The following is a 13,238-nucleotide window of genomic DNA, read 5'->3' on the forward strand; positions in this document are numbered from 1 at the left end:
GACCCCCGGACAATACGGCGAACAGATGCCCGCCCCGGCCGCACCCGGGGCGGGCGCGGTGGAGGGGACGCCCCATGAAGATCACCATCGATGTCGACTGCACCCCCGAGGAGGCCCGGACCTTTCTCGGCCTGCCGGACGTGAGGCCGATGCAGGAGGCGCTGATGCGGGAGGTGCAGAACCGGACCATGGCCGGCCTCAACGCCATGGATCCCGAAACCATGATGAAGACGTGGCTGCCCGCCGGCATCCAGGGAGTCGAACAGCTTCAGAAGATGTTTTGGACCCAGATGGCGGCGGCCATGGGCAAGGATGGAAAGAAGTGAGCGATCCGAAGCCGTATTTCGAAGCCCATGTGTTCTGCTGCACCAACCGGCGGCCCGATGGCCACCGCCGGGGCAGCTGCGCGGCCCGTGGGGCCGAGAAGCTGCGCGACTACATGAAGGTGCGGGCGCGTGAGCTGGGACTGGATGGCCGCGTGCGCGTGAACGCGGCCGGCTGCCTCGACCGCTGCGAGTTGGGGCCGACCCTCGTCGTCTATCCCGAGGGCGTCTGGTACACCTACCGGTCGCCGGCCGACGTCGATGCGATCCTCCAGACCCATCTGGTCGAAGGCCGCCGGGTGGACCGGCTGATGCTCGCGCCGGAGCAGCGGGAGCTGCGGCCGGACCAGATGGGATGAGGGGCGCTGCCCCGCGACGATGATGGACACCATCTTCGCTCTCGCCACCGCCCCCGGCCGCTCCGGTGTGGCGGTGGTTCGCGTTTCGGGTCCTGGCGCCGGCGTGGCGCTGGCCGCCCTGACGGGCCGGCCCCTGCCCCGCGCGCGCGAGGCGACGCTGCGCCGTCTTCGGCACCCGGTGGGCGGCGAGCGCCTCGACGAGGCGCTGGTGCTGTGGTTCGCGGCACCCCGCAGCTTCACCGGGGAGGACGTGGTGGAGCTTCACCTTCACGGCGGCCGGGCGGTGATCGCGGGGGTGATCGACGCGCTGGCGGCGTGTCCCGGCCTGCGGCCGGCGGAGCCCGGCGAGTTCACGCGGCGCGGCTTCGAGAACGGCAAGCTCGACCTCACCGCGGCCGAAGGACTGATCGATCTGATCGACGCGGAGACGGCGGCCCAGCGCCGCCAGGCGCTGCGGCAGATGGCCGGCGAGCTCGCCCGCCTGTGCGAGGCGTGGCGCGGCAGGCTGGTCCGTGCCCTGGCCCACATGGAGGCCGACATCGACTTCCCCGAGGAGGACCTTCCGGACGGGGTGTCGGCGGCGGTGCGGCCGGCCTTGGCGGCCCTGGCGGCGGAGATCGGCGCCCAGCTCGACGACGGAGGCCGGGGCGAACGCCTGCGCGAGGGACTCCACGTCGCCATCGTCGGCGCCCCGAACGCCGGCAAATCGAGCCTGCTGAACGCCCTCGCCCGGCGGGACGCGGCCATCGTCTCGGAGCGGGCGGGGACGACCCGCGACGTGATCGAGGTGCATCTCGACGTCGCCGGGTATCCGGTCATCCTGGCCGACACCGCCGGGTTGCGCGACACCGGCGACGAGGTCGAGGAGGAAGGGGTGCGGCGCGCCCTCGGACGGGCGGCGGCGGCCGACGTCAAGATCGCGGTGTTCGACGCCGGGCGTGGCGCCGACCTCGATGCCGCGACGTTGGCCCTGGTCGACGCGGCGGCGATCCCGGTGGTCAACAAGATCGACGTGGCGGCCGCGCCCGCCACGATCGCCGGCCGCCCGGTGTCCGCGGTGTCGGCGCGCACTGGGGCCGGCCTGGCCGAGCTGGAGCGGCGGCTCGGCGAGGAGGCGGCGGCGCGTCTGACGGGGGCCGGCGCTCCGGTGCTCACCCGCGCCCGCCACCGGGCGGCGCTGCTGGAGTGCCAGCTCGGCCTGCGCCGGGCGCTCGACGCCGATCTTCCCGAGCTGGCGGCCGAGGACGTCCGGCTGGCCGCCCGGGCGCTGGGCCGCATCACCGGCCGGGTCGGGGTGGAGGACGTGCTGGACGTGATCTTCCGCGACTTCTGCATCGGCAAGTGAGGCGGTCCTGTTTCACGTGAAACATCGGACCGCGGGGTCGGCGCCAAGCCCCTTGGCAGGGCGTCGGCCGTCGCTTAGATTGCCGCCCATGCGGATCTTCGATGTCATTGTGGTCGGCGGCGGTCACGCCGGCTGTGAAGCGGCGGCGGCGGCCGCGCGCATGGGCGCGCGCACGCTGCTGCTGACCCATTCCCTCGCCACCATCGGCGAGATGTCGTGCAACCCGGCGATCGGCGGGCTCGCCAAAGGGCACCTGGTCCGGGAGATCGATGCCCTGGACGGCGTCATGGGGCGGGTCATCGACCGCGCCGGCATCCAGTTCCGCGTCCTCAACCGCAGCAAGGGCCCGGCGGTCCGCGGGCCGCGCGCCCAGGCGGATCGGGCGCGCTACCGCGCCGCCATGCAGGCCGCCCTGGCCGAGCAGCCGAACCTCTGGCTCGCCGCCGACGGGGCGGAGGACCTGGCGCTGGACGACGCCGGCCGGATCACGGGGGTGGTCACCGCCACCGGCGAGACGCTGCGCGCCGGTGCCGTCGTGCTCACCACCGGCACCTTCCTGCGCGGCATGATCCACATCGGCGACGAGACCACTCCCGCCGGCCGCGTCGGCGAGGCGCCGGCGGTCGGCCTCGCCCGCACCCTGGACCGGCTCGGCTTTCCCCTTGGCCGGCTCAAGACCGGCACCCCGCCGCGGCTCGACGGCCGCACCATCGACTGGGCGGCGCTGGAGTCCCAGCCCGGGGACGAGCCGCCGCCGCCGTTCTCGTACCTGACGGAGCGGATCGAAACGCCGCAGGTGGCCTGCGCGATCACCTGGACCACGCCGCAGGCCCACGCCCTCATCCGTGCCAACCTCCATCGGGCGCCCCTGTACTCTGGCCAGATCCAGGGGGTCGGACCGCGCTACTGCCCGTCCATCGAGGACAAGGTGGTGCGGTTCGCCGACAAGGAGCGCCATCAGGTGTTCCTGGAGCCCGAGGGCCTGGACGACCCGACGGTCTACCCCAACGGCATCTCGACCTCCCTGCCCCGCGACGTCCAGCTGGCGGTTCTCGCCAGCATGCCCGGTCTGGAGCGGGCGGTCATGCTCCGCCCTGGCTACGCCATCGAGTACGACTACGTCGACCCGCGGGAGCTGCGCCCGACGCTGGAGACGCGGCGCGTTCCGCGCCTCTTCCTCGCTGGCCAGATCAACGGGACGACGGGCTATGAGGAGGCGGCGGCCCAGGGCATCATGGCCGGTCTCAACGCCGCCCTGCGGGCCGGTGGCGACGACGACGGGTTCGTCCTCGACCGTGCCGACGCCTACATCGGCGTCCTCATCGACGACCTGATCTCCCACGGGACCAGCGAGCCCTACCGCATGTTCACCTCCCGCGCCGAGTACCGTCTGGTGCTGCGCGCCGACAACGCCGACCAGCGCCTGACGGCCAAGGGCATGGGCGTGGGCTGCGTCGGCGGGCACCGGGAGGCGGTGTACGTGGCCAAGATGGCGGCGCTGGAAGCGGCGCGGGCGGTGGTCGCCGCGCTGCAGGCGACGCCGGCGGAGCTTCTGCGGCACGGCATCGCGGTCAACCAGGATGGCGTGCGGCGCACGGTCGCGGATCTCCTGCGCTACCCGGACGCCAGCGTCGAGCGCCTGTCCCGGGTGTGGCCGGTGCTGGCGGCGATCCCGGCGGCGGTGGCTGAGCAGTTGGAGATCGACGGCAAGTACGCGGGGTACCTCGACCGCCAGGAGGCCGATGTGCGGGCCTTCCGCCGGGACGAGTCGCTCGCCCTGCCGCCTGACCTCGACGTCGACGCGGTGGGCAGCCTCTCGGCGGAGATCCGCTCCAAGCTGCGCAGCGTGCGCCCGGAGACCCTGGGGGCCGCGGCGCGCATTCCCGGCATGACTCCGGCGGCTCTCGTGGCGTTGCTGCGTCACGTGAAGCGGCGGCCGGCGGCGGCGGTGGCGTGATGTCCGGCGCGCTCACGCCCGAGGCGTTTTGTCAGGCCGCCGCTGTTTCACGTGAAACATGCGAGCGCCTCGCCCTCTACGATTCGCTTCTGCGGAAGTGGCAAGCGTCGATCAACCTGGTGGGACGATCGACCCTCGGCGACGTGTGGCGCCGCCATTTCCTCGATTCCGCCCAGATCCTCCCACTGATCCCCGAGGGGACCCGCACCCTAGTCGATCTCGGAAGCGGCGCGGGGTTTCCCGGTCTGGTGCTGGCGATCCTCGGCGTTCCTGACGTCCACCTCGTGGAGAGCGACACGCGCAAGGCCGCCTTCCTGCGGGAGGCGGCGCGGCAGACGGCGGCGCCGGTCACCATCCATGCCCGGCGACTCGAGGCCGTCGTGCCCTTCCCCGCCGAGGTGGTGACCGCGCGGGCTCTGGCGCCGCTCGCCGATCTGTTGGCCTGGAGCGCCCCTTTCCGCACCGAGGAGACCGTCTCGGTGTTCCTCAAGGGTCAAAATCTGGAAGACGAATTGACCCTTGCCACCAAATCTTGGAAGATGCGGGCGGAGCGCTTTGACAGCGCCACAGACCCGCAAGGGACCATCCTGCGCGTGAGTGGCATCGCCCGTGTCTGATACCGCCGTCCAGACCCTGCCCCTGCCCCGCTCACCGGCTTTTCGAGAGGCCACCATGACCGTCCGCGTCATCGCCGTCGCCAACCAGAAGGGCGGCGTGGGCAAGACCACGACCGCCATCAACCTTGCCACCGCCCTGGCGTCGGTCGGCAAGCGCGTGCTGGTCGTCGACCTCGATCCCCAGGGCAACGCGTCGACCGGGCTGGGCATCGCCCGCGCCAGCCGACGGGTCGGCTCCTACGACGTCCTGTTCGACGGGATGCCGCTGGAGAAGGCGGCCGTGCCCTCCGACGTCCCCAACCTGTCGATCGTCACCTCGTCGGTCGACCTGTCCGGCGCCGAGATCGAGCTGGTGGCGGCGCCGAACCGCGAGTTCCGCCTGCGCGAAGCGATCGGCCGCAGTGCCCTGGAATACGACTACGTGCTGATCGACTGCCCCCCCGCCCTCGGCCTGCTGACGCTCAACGCCCTGGTGGCGGCCAACGCCGTCATGGTGCCGCTGCAGTGCGAGTTCTATGCGCTGGAAGGCCTGAGCCATCTGGTGCGCACCATCGAGCGGGTGAAGCGCACCTTCAACCAGGACCTGGACATCCACGGCGTCGTGCTGACCATGTTCGACAAGCGCAACAACCTGTCGGACATGGTGGCGGCGGACGTCCGCGGCTTCTTCGGAGAAAAGGTGTTCGAAACGGTGATTCCCCGCAACGTCAAGGTGTCCGAGGCGCCGTCCCACGGCAAGCCGGTGCTGATCTACGACATGCGCTGCCCGGGTGCCCAGGCCTACATCAACCTGGCGGGCGAGGTTCTGCGGCGCGAAAAGAGGCTGGTGGCGTGATGGACGAGTCGAAGCGCTCCGGCGAGGGCGGTCGCCGCACCAATCTGGGTCGTGGCCTGTCGGCGCTGTTCGGGGAGGAGACCGACGACTACTCCGCCCTCGACAAGGTGCGGCAGTCCAAGCAGGTGCCGATCGAGTTCCTGCGCCCCGGCAAGTACCAGCCCCGCCGGTCGTTCGACGAAACGGCGATCCAGGGCCTGGTGGAGTCGGTGCGGGAGAAGGGCATCCTTCAGCCTTTGCTGGTGCGCCGTCTGCCGGACTCCGCCAACGACTACGAGATCATCGCCGGCGAGCGGCGGTGGCGGGCGGCGCAGATCGTCGGCCTGCACGATGTGCCGGTGGTCATCCGCGACCTCAGCGACCGCGACGCGCTGGAGATCGCCCTCATCGAGAACATCCAGCGGCAGGACCTCACGCCGCTGGAAGAGGCGGAAGGCTACCGCCGTCTGATGGAGGAATTCGAGCACACGCAGGAGGACCTCTCCCGCGCGGTCGGCAAGAGCCGCAGCCATGTGGCCAACATGATGCGGCTGCTCTCGTTGCCCGAACCGATCAAGCAGATGGTCCAGGCCGGGGAGATGACCGCCGGCCACGCCCGCGCCGTGCTCACCGCCGACGATCCGGTCGGGCTGGCGCGCGAGGTGGTCAAACGCGGCCTCAACGTCCGCCAGACGGAAGAGCTGGCACGGCGCAGCGCCGAGGGCGCGCGGAGCAGTGCGGGGGGCGCGCCGGCGAAGGACGTCGACCTCACCAATCTGGAGGAGGAGATCTCCGCCCGCATCGGGCTGCGCGTGGCCATCAGGCCGCAAGGCAAGCGCGGCTCCATCACCATCCACTACCAGTCCCTCGACCAGCTCGACGACGTGTTGCGACGGCTGGGCGAGGACGGCGGGGAAGGCGATCCGGGCGCCGGCGCGCTGGACGGGTGAGGCGGCCCGGTGATCGGCGGCCCCGCGGCCCCGCGGTCAGGGGGGAGGCCGGACGGGTCAGCGGCGGGCCAGCGACGCCACCTGGAACAGGGCGCGTGCGCAGACGGTTTCGTCCGGCATATGGGTGCGTTTGCACTCCGCCTCCGCCTCGACCAGGCGCTCCAGGGCCTGGCGCACCGCCGTCGGCGACCAGCGCCTGGCCTGGTTGGTGAAGCGCCCCCGCATCTTGAAGAAGATCGGCGGCCGCAGCGCGGCGATGGTGGCCTCCAGGGGCCGCCCCCTGGTGGTCTGGGAGCCGACCAGATGCAGCCGCTGGAAGTGGCGCTGGGCGTTGCGCAGGATGGCGACCGGGGAGGTGCCCTCGGCGAACAGCCGGCCGAGGGCCCGGTCGAGCCCGGCGAAATCACCGTCGCCGGCCGCCCACACCGGCTCGTCCATGTCCAGGGCGCCGCTGTCGCCGACGCAGGCCTGGGCGTCCTCCAGGTGGACACGCCGGCCCTCCCCCATGTAGAGCGCCAGCTTCTCCATCTCGCCACGGGCCACCATCCGGTCGCCCACCAGGTTGGCCGAGAGGAAGGCCAGGGCGTCGGGATCGGCGGTCAGCCCGTGGCCACGCAGCAGGTCGGCGATGACCTGGCCGAGCGACGCCTCGTCCTCGACGTAGCACGCGATGGCGGCGCCGGTGTCGGCGTCCTCGAAGGTCAGGCGCAGCTTGGAGCGCGCGCCGAGGTCTCCCGACTCGACCACCACCAGGCTGTCGCCGGGCGGCGGCGCGGCGAGGAAGGCTGCGAAGACGGTGGCGGTGGCATCCTCGGCGTCGCGGATGCGGACCAGGCGGCGCCCGCCGGTCAGGGCGATTGCCGCGGCCTCGTCGGGGAGGCGGGCGGGGTCCTCCACAAGGCCGCGGCCGTAGAGCTCGGCGACCCGGAACGGGTCGCTCAGATCCTCCACCACGGTGCGCGACAGGGTGGTGGCACGGTCGCGCACCAGACCGCTGTCCGGTCCGTACAGCAGGACGGCACGGACCCTGGGATCCGGCCGGCGGAGGAATCCGTCGACGGCGCGGGGCTGCAGCTTCACGGAGCCGCCCTGCCCGGCCTCAGGCGCCGCGCACCAGGACCATCGCGGTCCGCGAGGTGATCTCGTCGGCGACCTGGCGCAGCGCCCGCTCATAGGCGTCGTCGACGGTCGCCAGCGCCGCGAAATGCTCCTCCAGAAGATTGTAAGAGATCAGCGCCCGGGCGCTCGACGTCAGCACCCCCCGGCCGGTCGCCACCTCGATGAGGCGGAATGGCACGGTGACGATGAGCTGGGCGCGCTCCGCCGAGGCGTCCTTGCGGATCGCCAGCTTCTGCTCGTGCGCCTGGATGGTGGCGTCGAGTCGGTAGGGCTGCTGGCCCGCCGCCTCGGTGGCATAGAAGCGGTCGATCAGCAGGTTGCGGAGCTGCTGGCCGCGCCGGTCGGGGATGTTGGCGATGGCGACGCCGGAGAGCTGCGCCGCGGCGCCGCCGGTCGGGCTGTTGTCGCCGTACAGCGGCTGGAAGCCGCAGGCGGAGAGCGCGGCCGCCGACGCCAACGCGCCGCCGGCCACGAGGAAGTTGCGTCTAGATGACGACATTGATCACCCGGTTCGGCACGACGATCACCTTTCGCACGGGCTTGCCGTCGACGGCGCGGACGACATTGTCGTCGGCGAGGGCGGCCTGTTCGGCCAGCGTCGCGTCGGCGTCCCGGGGCAGTTCGAGCTTGGCGCGGAGCTTGCCGTTGACCTGCACGGCCACGGTCACGCTGTCGTCCACGGCCAGGGCGGCATCGGCCTGGGGCCAGGGCTGCTCGGCCAGCAGGGTGGCGTGGCCGAGGCGGGTCCACAGCTCCTCGGCCAGGTGCGGCATCATCGGTGCGACCAGCCGCACCACCGCCTCGTAGCCCTCGCGCAGCACCCAGGGCTCGCCGGCGCCGGCGCCGTCGATCTCGGCCAGGGTGTTGGTCAATTCGCGCACCCGGGCGACCGCCTTGTTGAAGCGGAACTTCTCCAGGTCGTCGCCGACGCCGGCGATGGCCTTGTGGACCGCCTTGCGGGTCGCCACGGCGCGCTCCGACAGGGAGGCGGGGGGCGGGGTGCCCGGGCCGGGCAGGGCCACCGGCGGCTCCACCACCATGCGCCACAGGCGGTTGATGTAGCGCCAGGCACCGTCGATGCCGGCCTCGGTCCACTCCAGGTCGCGCTCGGGCGGGCTGTCGGACAGCATGAAGAGGCGCGCCGCGTCGGCCCCGTAGGTGCCGATGATGTTGGTGGGGTCGACCACGTTCTTCTTGGACTTGGACATCTTCTCGACGCGGCCGACGGTGACCGCGCCGCCGCCCTCGGTCCTCACCAGCGCCCCGGACTCGTCGCGGGCGATGTCGGCCGGCGACAGCCAGGCGCCGGTGGCGGCGTCCTTGTAGGTCTCGTGGTTGACCATGCCCTGGGTGAACAGCCCGGCGAACGGCTCGTCGAGGTCGAGGTAGCCGCACTGCTTCATCGCCCGCGTCCAGAAGCGGGAGTAGAGGAGGTGCAGGACGGCGTGCTCGATGCCGCCGATGTACTGGTCGACCGGCAGCCAGTAGTCCACCGCCGGGCGCTCGAACGCCGTCGCGTCGCTGGTCGGCGAGCAGAAGCGCGCGAAGTACCAGGAGGATTCGATGAAGGTGTCGAAGGTGTCGGTTTCCCGCAGCGCCGGCTGTCCGCAGGACGGGCAGGCCGTGTGCTTCCAGGTCGGGTGGTGGTCCAGCGGGTTGCCCGGCGTGTCGAAGCTCACGTCCTCCGGCAGCACCACCGGCAGGTCGGCCTCGGGCACCGGCACGGCGCCGCAGGCGGCGCAGTGGATCACCGGGATCGGGCAGCCCCAGTAGCGCTGGCGCGACACGCCCCAGTCGCGCAGGCGGAACTGGGTCGTGCGCTCCCCCTGCCCCGCCGCCTCGAGCCGGCGGCCGACCTCCTGCTTGGCCGACTCGACGTCCATGCCGTCGAGGAACCGGGAGTTGCGCAGCACGCCGGGGCCGGTGTAGGCCTCGGTCCCCACCGTGAAGGCGGCGGGGTCCTGGTCCTCGGGCACCACCACCGGCGTCACCGGGAGCCCGTACTTGCGGGCGAAGTCGAGGTCGCGCTGGTCGTGGGCCGGGCAGCCGAAGATGGCGCCCGTGCCGTAGTCCATCAGCACGAAGTTCGCGACATAGACGGGCAGGGTCCACGCTGGATCGAAGGGGTGGGCGACGGTGAGCCCGGTGTCGTAGCCCCGCTTCTCCGCCGTCTCGATGGCCTCCTCGCTGGTGCCCAGGCGGTTGCACTCGGCGACGAACGCGGCCAGCGCGGGGTCGCCGGCGGCCAGCTCGGCGGCCAGCGGGTGGTTGGGCGAGATCGCCGCGAAGGAGGCGCCGAACAGGGTGTCGGGCCGGGTGGTGAAGACCTCCAGCGTCCCGTCGCGCCCGGTGACGGCGAAGCGCAGGCGCACCCCCGTCGATTTGCCGATCCAGTTCTCCTGCATCAGGCGCACCCGCTCCGGCCAGCGGTCGAGCGTGGCGATGCCGGCCAGCAGCTCGTCGGCGTAGGCGGTGATCTTGAGGAACCACTGGGACAGCTTGCGCTTCTCCACCAGCGCCCCGGTGCGCCAGCCGCGGCCGTCGATCACCTGCTCGTTGGCCAGCACCGTGTTGTCCACGGGGTCCCAGTTGACCCACGACTCCTTGCGGTAGGCCAGACCGGCCTTCAGGAAGTCGAGGAACATCCTCTGCTCGTGGCGATAATACGCGACGTCGCAGGTGGCGATCTCCCGGCTCCAGTCGACCGAGAGGCCCATGGTCTTGAGCTGGCCGCGCATGGCGGCGATGTTCTCGCGGGTCCAGGTCGCGGGATGGGTCTTCTTTTCCAGCGCCGCGTTCTCGGCCGGCAGGCCGAAGGCGTCCCAGCCCATGGGATGCAGGACGTTGAACCCGGTCGCCCGCTTGTAGCGGGCGATGACGTCGCCGATGCTGTAGTTGCGCACGTGCCCCATGTGGATGCGCCCCGAGGGATAGGGGAACATCTCGAGCACGTAGTACTTGGGACGCGCGGGGTCCTCGGTGGCCGTGAAGCAGCCGCGGCTCTCCCACGCCGCCTGCCACTTCGCTTCCGTTTCCTTCACATTGTAGCGCGACATGGCGGTCGGCCGGTCCCCTGGTTCCGTTCGCAATGGGTGCTGGGTGGGCGGTGCGCCCGCGCCGTCGGTCAGCGGGCCGCCTGGGTGACGCGGAGCTGGCGGGCGCGGGTCAGGATGGCGTCCTCGAGCGACCGGCCGGTGTCGGCGCCGACGCCGACGTCGCGCCACTCGCTGCCGCTCCGCGCCTGGCGGAACACCGACACCCGCACCCCGTCGGCGCGCAGCTGGCGGTCGAGGATGTAGAGGTTGACCTTGAAGCGCTCGTTCGGCGCGTCGGGCGGGGAATACCAGTCGGTCAGGACCACGCCGCCGAACGGATCGGCCTGGACGATCGGCATGAAGCTCAGGGTGTCCAGCGACGCACGCCACAGATAGCTGTTGACGCCGATGCCCGAGCCTTCCTCGGCACCGCCCTGCCCGCGCGTGCTCGGCCCGAAGATGGTCAGGCCACCGTCGCCGAGCAGACTGCCGTAGCGGTAGATGTTGTCACGCTCCGGCTCGGGTGACTGCACCGCCTCGCCGCTGGAGCTGCAGGCTGCCAGAAGGGCACCCAGGCCGAGAACGGCGGAACGGAGGACTGCGACACGCGGTGAGAGGCCGGTCATGTGGTCACCATTGTGGCCCCGGCCCTGACCGGGGAAATCATCGTCCGGCCGGTATAAAGGAGTGTCATCAATGGCGCAAGCGGTCGCCGTCGGCGCCGGCCGCCGTGGCGGCCCTCACTTGCGGCGCCGCGCCTCCATGGCGGTCAGGGCGGCCGTGAATCCCTTCAGAGACACCGGCGCGCCGACCGTCTCCGTGCCCTCGGCCGGCGTGAAGACGACGGTGAGGGTGGCCCCTTTCTTCAGGGCGGTGACCATGGTGTCGGACAGCGGGAACTGCAGGACGCAGGCCTGGTCCGTGCATCCCGCGAACGGCGCGGAATACACCTCGCCGGTGTCGATCTGGAACCGCACCCCGGCGTCCTGCTTGACCTGCGGCGCCGTTTTGATGGCCATGCGCAGGCTCTTGCTGCGGTCGCCGGCGCCGATCGCCACGCCCAGGACCTCGGCCTTGGTGGTGGCGTCGATGACCACGCTGTTGATCAGGCAGCTGCGCGCCTCGACCGGCCCGCTGTCCTCGCAGACCAGGACCCAGTCCGTGAAGGTCTGGACCTCCTCGGCCGCCGCCGGGGCGGTGGCCAGGGCGAGAAGGAGCAGGGGAACGAGGCGGAGCGTGGGCATGGCGGATGACCTGACCGGGCGGTGAAGGAGCGCCGGCGAGGTCACCATGGCCCGCCCGGACCGGTCAAGACGTTTTCACGATGCCGTGACGGTCACGGCCCGTGCGCAAGAAAAAGGGCGGCGGTTTGCACCGCCGCCCGATTCCGTAGACGCTGCACCGGGTGTCGGCGATCAGAACGACATCCGGGTGCTCAGCAGGACCATGCTGCCGTCGTCGCTGGTGATCGTGCCGGTGGTGCCACCATCGACCTCGAACCAGATGTAGTCCGCGCCGACGCTGAGGCCGGGGGCCACCTCGTAGGCGATGCCGGCGCCCCAGGCGTCCTCTTCGGAGCCCATGGTGCCGTTGATCTTGGCGTACTGGACGGCGACGCCGAACGGGCCGGTCTCGTAGCGGGCGCCGACGTTCCAGGCGTCCTTCCAGATGCCGTCGAACAGGTAGCCCGAGCCCGAGAACTCGTTGAAGTCGACGAAGCCGCCGCCGACGGTGAAGCCGGCGTAGCCCAGCTGCAGGCCGACCTGCCAGGTCGTCTCGTCGCCGTTCGGGTCGTTGCCGTCGTCCATCGCCTTCAGCACGCCGGCGCTGGCGGCGACGCTGACGCCGCTGAACTCACCGGCGTAGCCGATCGTGCCCTCGACGAAGTTGCCGACCTGGCCGGCATCGTCGAGCACCACGGCGTCACCCTCGTTCAGCTCCGGCGTGAAGCTCACGCCCACGGAGAAGCCCGAGAACTCCGGCGAGAAGTAGCTGATCTTCGTGGCGTCGCTGGTGACGTCCGGGAAGAAGGCGTAGCCGTTCTGGAAGTCGAAGAAGCCCGAGGAGAACTTCCAGGCGATGCCGTCGAGCTGGCCGATGCCGACCGTCGGGGCATAGACCGACATGGTGCCGACGGCGCCGTCGTTGTCGCCGAGGACGACGCGGCCCCAGGTGCCGCCGACGTAGATCGAGGCCTCGTCGGTGCGCAGGTTGCGGCCGCTGCTGTTGGCGGCGGTGCCCAGCTCCAGCTCGATCGCCACGCCGTACTCGAGGCCGTTGTCGGCCTTGCCGTCGGCGTCGATGTGGACCTCGACCTCGTTGTCGAAGTCGAACTCGTTGCTGTCGGTGTCGTTGTCGAACCAGCCAGCCTGGAAGTCGACATAGCCACCGAGCTTCACGACCATTTCAGCGGCGGAGACGGGAGCGGCGGCGCTGAGCAGCGCGATGGCCGTACCGGCGAAAAGCGTCTTTTTCATTCTCTCGATCCTCAGACTTGCCAGGTCCCCGCCGCGCACTGCCGCAACCGAGGGATCCCATTGGATGGGTGACGAGGTCACTTTGAATGCGTCCACTTTCCATCGTCCCTCCCCCGGTGATCAACGGCATTTAATGTGTGGGCGGCCGATCACCGCGGTGCGTGGCATATACACCACACCATGTGTCCTGCGCGCACAGTGACTGCGCAGCGTGCACAGGATTTGTCCAGGGGACTGACTAA

Annotated in this window: 13 protein-coding genes; 7 read left to right on the plus strand and 6 right to left on the minus strand. The window is 71.0% G+C overall.

Going from position 1 to position 13,238, the window contains the following annotated elements:
* Nucleotides 1-74: 74 nt before the first annotated feature.
* The 7 genes from AC6H2I_RS01835 (at nt 75) to AC6H2I_RS01865 (ending at nt 6,365) form a co-directional block, all read left to right on the plus strand.
* Nucleotides 75-326: a DUF6489 family protein gene (locus tag AC6H2I_RS01835; RefSeq protein ID WP_497498846.1), complete on the plus strand. Its 252-nt coding sequence runs from the start codon at nt 75-77 to the stop codon at nt 324-326.
* Nucleotides 323-682, plus strand: a complete 360-nt coding sequence (locus AC6H2I_RS01840) for a (2Fe-2S) ferredoxin domain-containing protein (protein WP_497498847.1) — start codon at nt 323-325, stop codon at nt 680-682. Before AC6H2I_RS01835 ends, AC6H2I_RS01840 begins: the two co-directional genes overlap by 4 nt.
* Before the next feature lie 19 nt (nt 683-701).
* Nucleotides 702-2,027, plus strand: a complete 1,326-nt coding sequence (gene mnmE / locus AC6H2I_RS01845) for a tRNA uridine-5-carboxymethylaminomethyl(34) synthesis GTPase MnmE (protein ID WP_497498848.1) — start codon at nt 702-704, stop codon at nt 2,025-2,027.
* A gap of 88 nt (nt 2,028-2,115) precedes the next feature.
* The gene (mnmG, locus tag AC6H2I_RS01850; protein ID WP_497498849.1) at nt 2,116-3,984 is read left to right on the plus strand and encodes a tRNA uridine-5-carboxymethylaminomethyl(34) synthesis enzyme MnmG; all 1,869 of its coding nucleotides are present in this window, start codon (nt 2,116-2,118) and stop codon (nt 3,982-3,984) included.
* Nucleotides 3,984-4,601 carry a 16S rRNA (guanine(527)-N(7))-methyltransferase RsmG gene (gene rsmG, locus AC6H2I_RS01855; protein WP_497498850.1) on the plus strand — a complete coding sequence of 206 codons (618 nt, stop codon included), beginning with the start codon at nt 3,984-3,986 and terminating at the stop codon, nt 4,599-4,601. Before mnmG ends, rsmG begins: the two co-directional genes overlap by 1 nt.
* A gap of 55 nt (nt 4,602-4,656) precedes the next feature.
* Nucleotides 4,657-5,436, plus strand: a complete 780-nt coding sequence (locus tag AC6H2I_RS01860) for a ParA family protein (RefSeq protein WP_497498851.1) — start codon at nt 4,657-4,659, stop codon at nt 5,434-5,436.
* Complete coding sequence (locus tag AC6H2I_RS01865; RefSeq protein WP_497498852.1) at nt 5,436-6,365, plus strand: ParB/RepB/Spo0J family partition protein; 930 nt, start codon at nt 5,436-5,438, stop codon at nt 6,363-6,365. The genes AC6H2I_RS01860 and AC6H2I_RS01865 overlap by 1 nt, the downstream gene beginning before the upstream one ends.
* Nucleotides 6,366-6,422: 57 nt before the next feature.
* Here the strand turns inward: AC6H2I_RS01865 and holA are convergent, their stop codons facing one another.
* The 6 genes from holA to AC6H2I_RS01895 form a co-directional block, all read right to left on the minus strand.
* Nucleotides 6,423-7,445, minus strand: a complete 1,023-nt coding sequence (gene holA / locus AC6H2I_RS01870) for a DNA polymerase III subunit delta (RefSeq protein ID WP_497498853.1) — start codon at nt 7,443-7,445, stop codon at nt 6,423-6,425.
* Between the two features lie 19 nt (nt 7,446-7,464).
* Nucleotides 7,465-7,983 (minus strand): LPS assembly lipoprotein LptE, encoded by a 519-nt coding sequence (lptE, locus tag AC6H2I_RS01875; RefSeq protein WP_497498854.1) that lies wholly within the window; start codon nt 7,981-7,983, stop codon nt 7,465-7,467.
* Nucleotides 7,970-10,540 carry a leucine--tRNA ligase gene (gene leuS, locus AC6H2I_RS01880; RefSeq protein WP_497498855.1) on the minus strand — a complete coding sequence of 857 codons (2,571 nt, stop codon included), beginning with the start codon at nt 10,538-10,540 and terminating at the stop codon, nt 7,970-7,972. Before leuS ends, lptE begins: the two co-directional genes overlap by 14 nt.
* A gap of 68 nt (nt 10,541-10,608) precedes the next feature.
* Complete coding sequence (locus tag AC6H2I_RS01885) at nt 10,609-11,145, minus strand: DUF3576 domain-containing protein (protein WP_497498856.1); 537 nt, start codon at nt 11,143-11,145, stop codon at nt 10,609-10,611.
* Between the two features lie 114 nt (nt 11,146-11,259).
* A complete protein-coding gene (locus AC6H2I_RS01890; protein WP_497498857.1) occupies nt 11,260-11,763 on the minus strand; it encodes an invasion associated locus B family protein in 504 nt (167 codons plus the stop codon).
* Between the two features lie 171 nt (nt 11,764-11,934).
* Entirely contained in the window at nt 11,935-12,996 is a 1,062-nt protein-coding gene (locus AC6H2I_RS01895; RefSeq protein ID WP_497498858.1) for a porin, read from the minus strand.
* Between the last annotated feature and the right edge of the window lie 242 nt (nt 12,997-13,238).

It is taken from the genome of Azospirillum sp. NS33 (assembly GCF_059703765.1).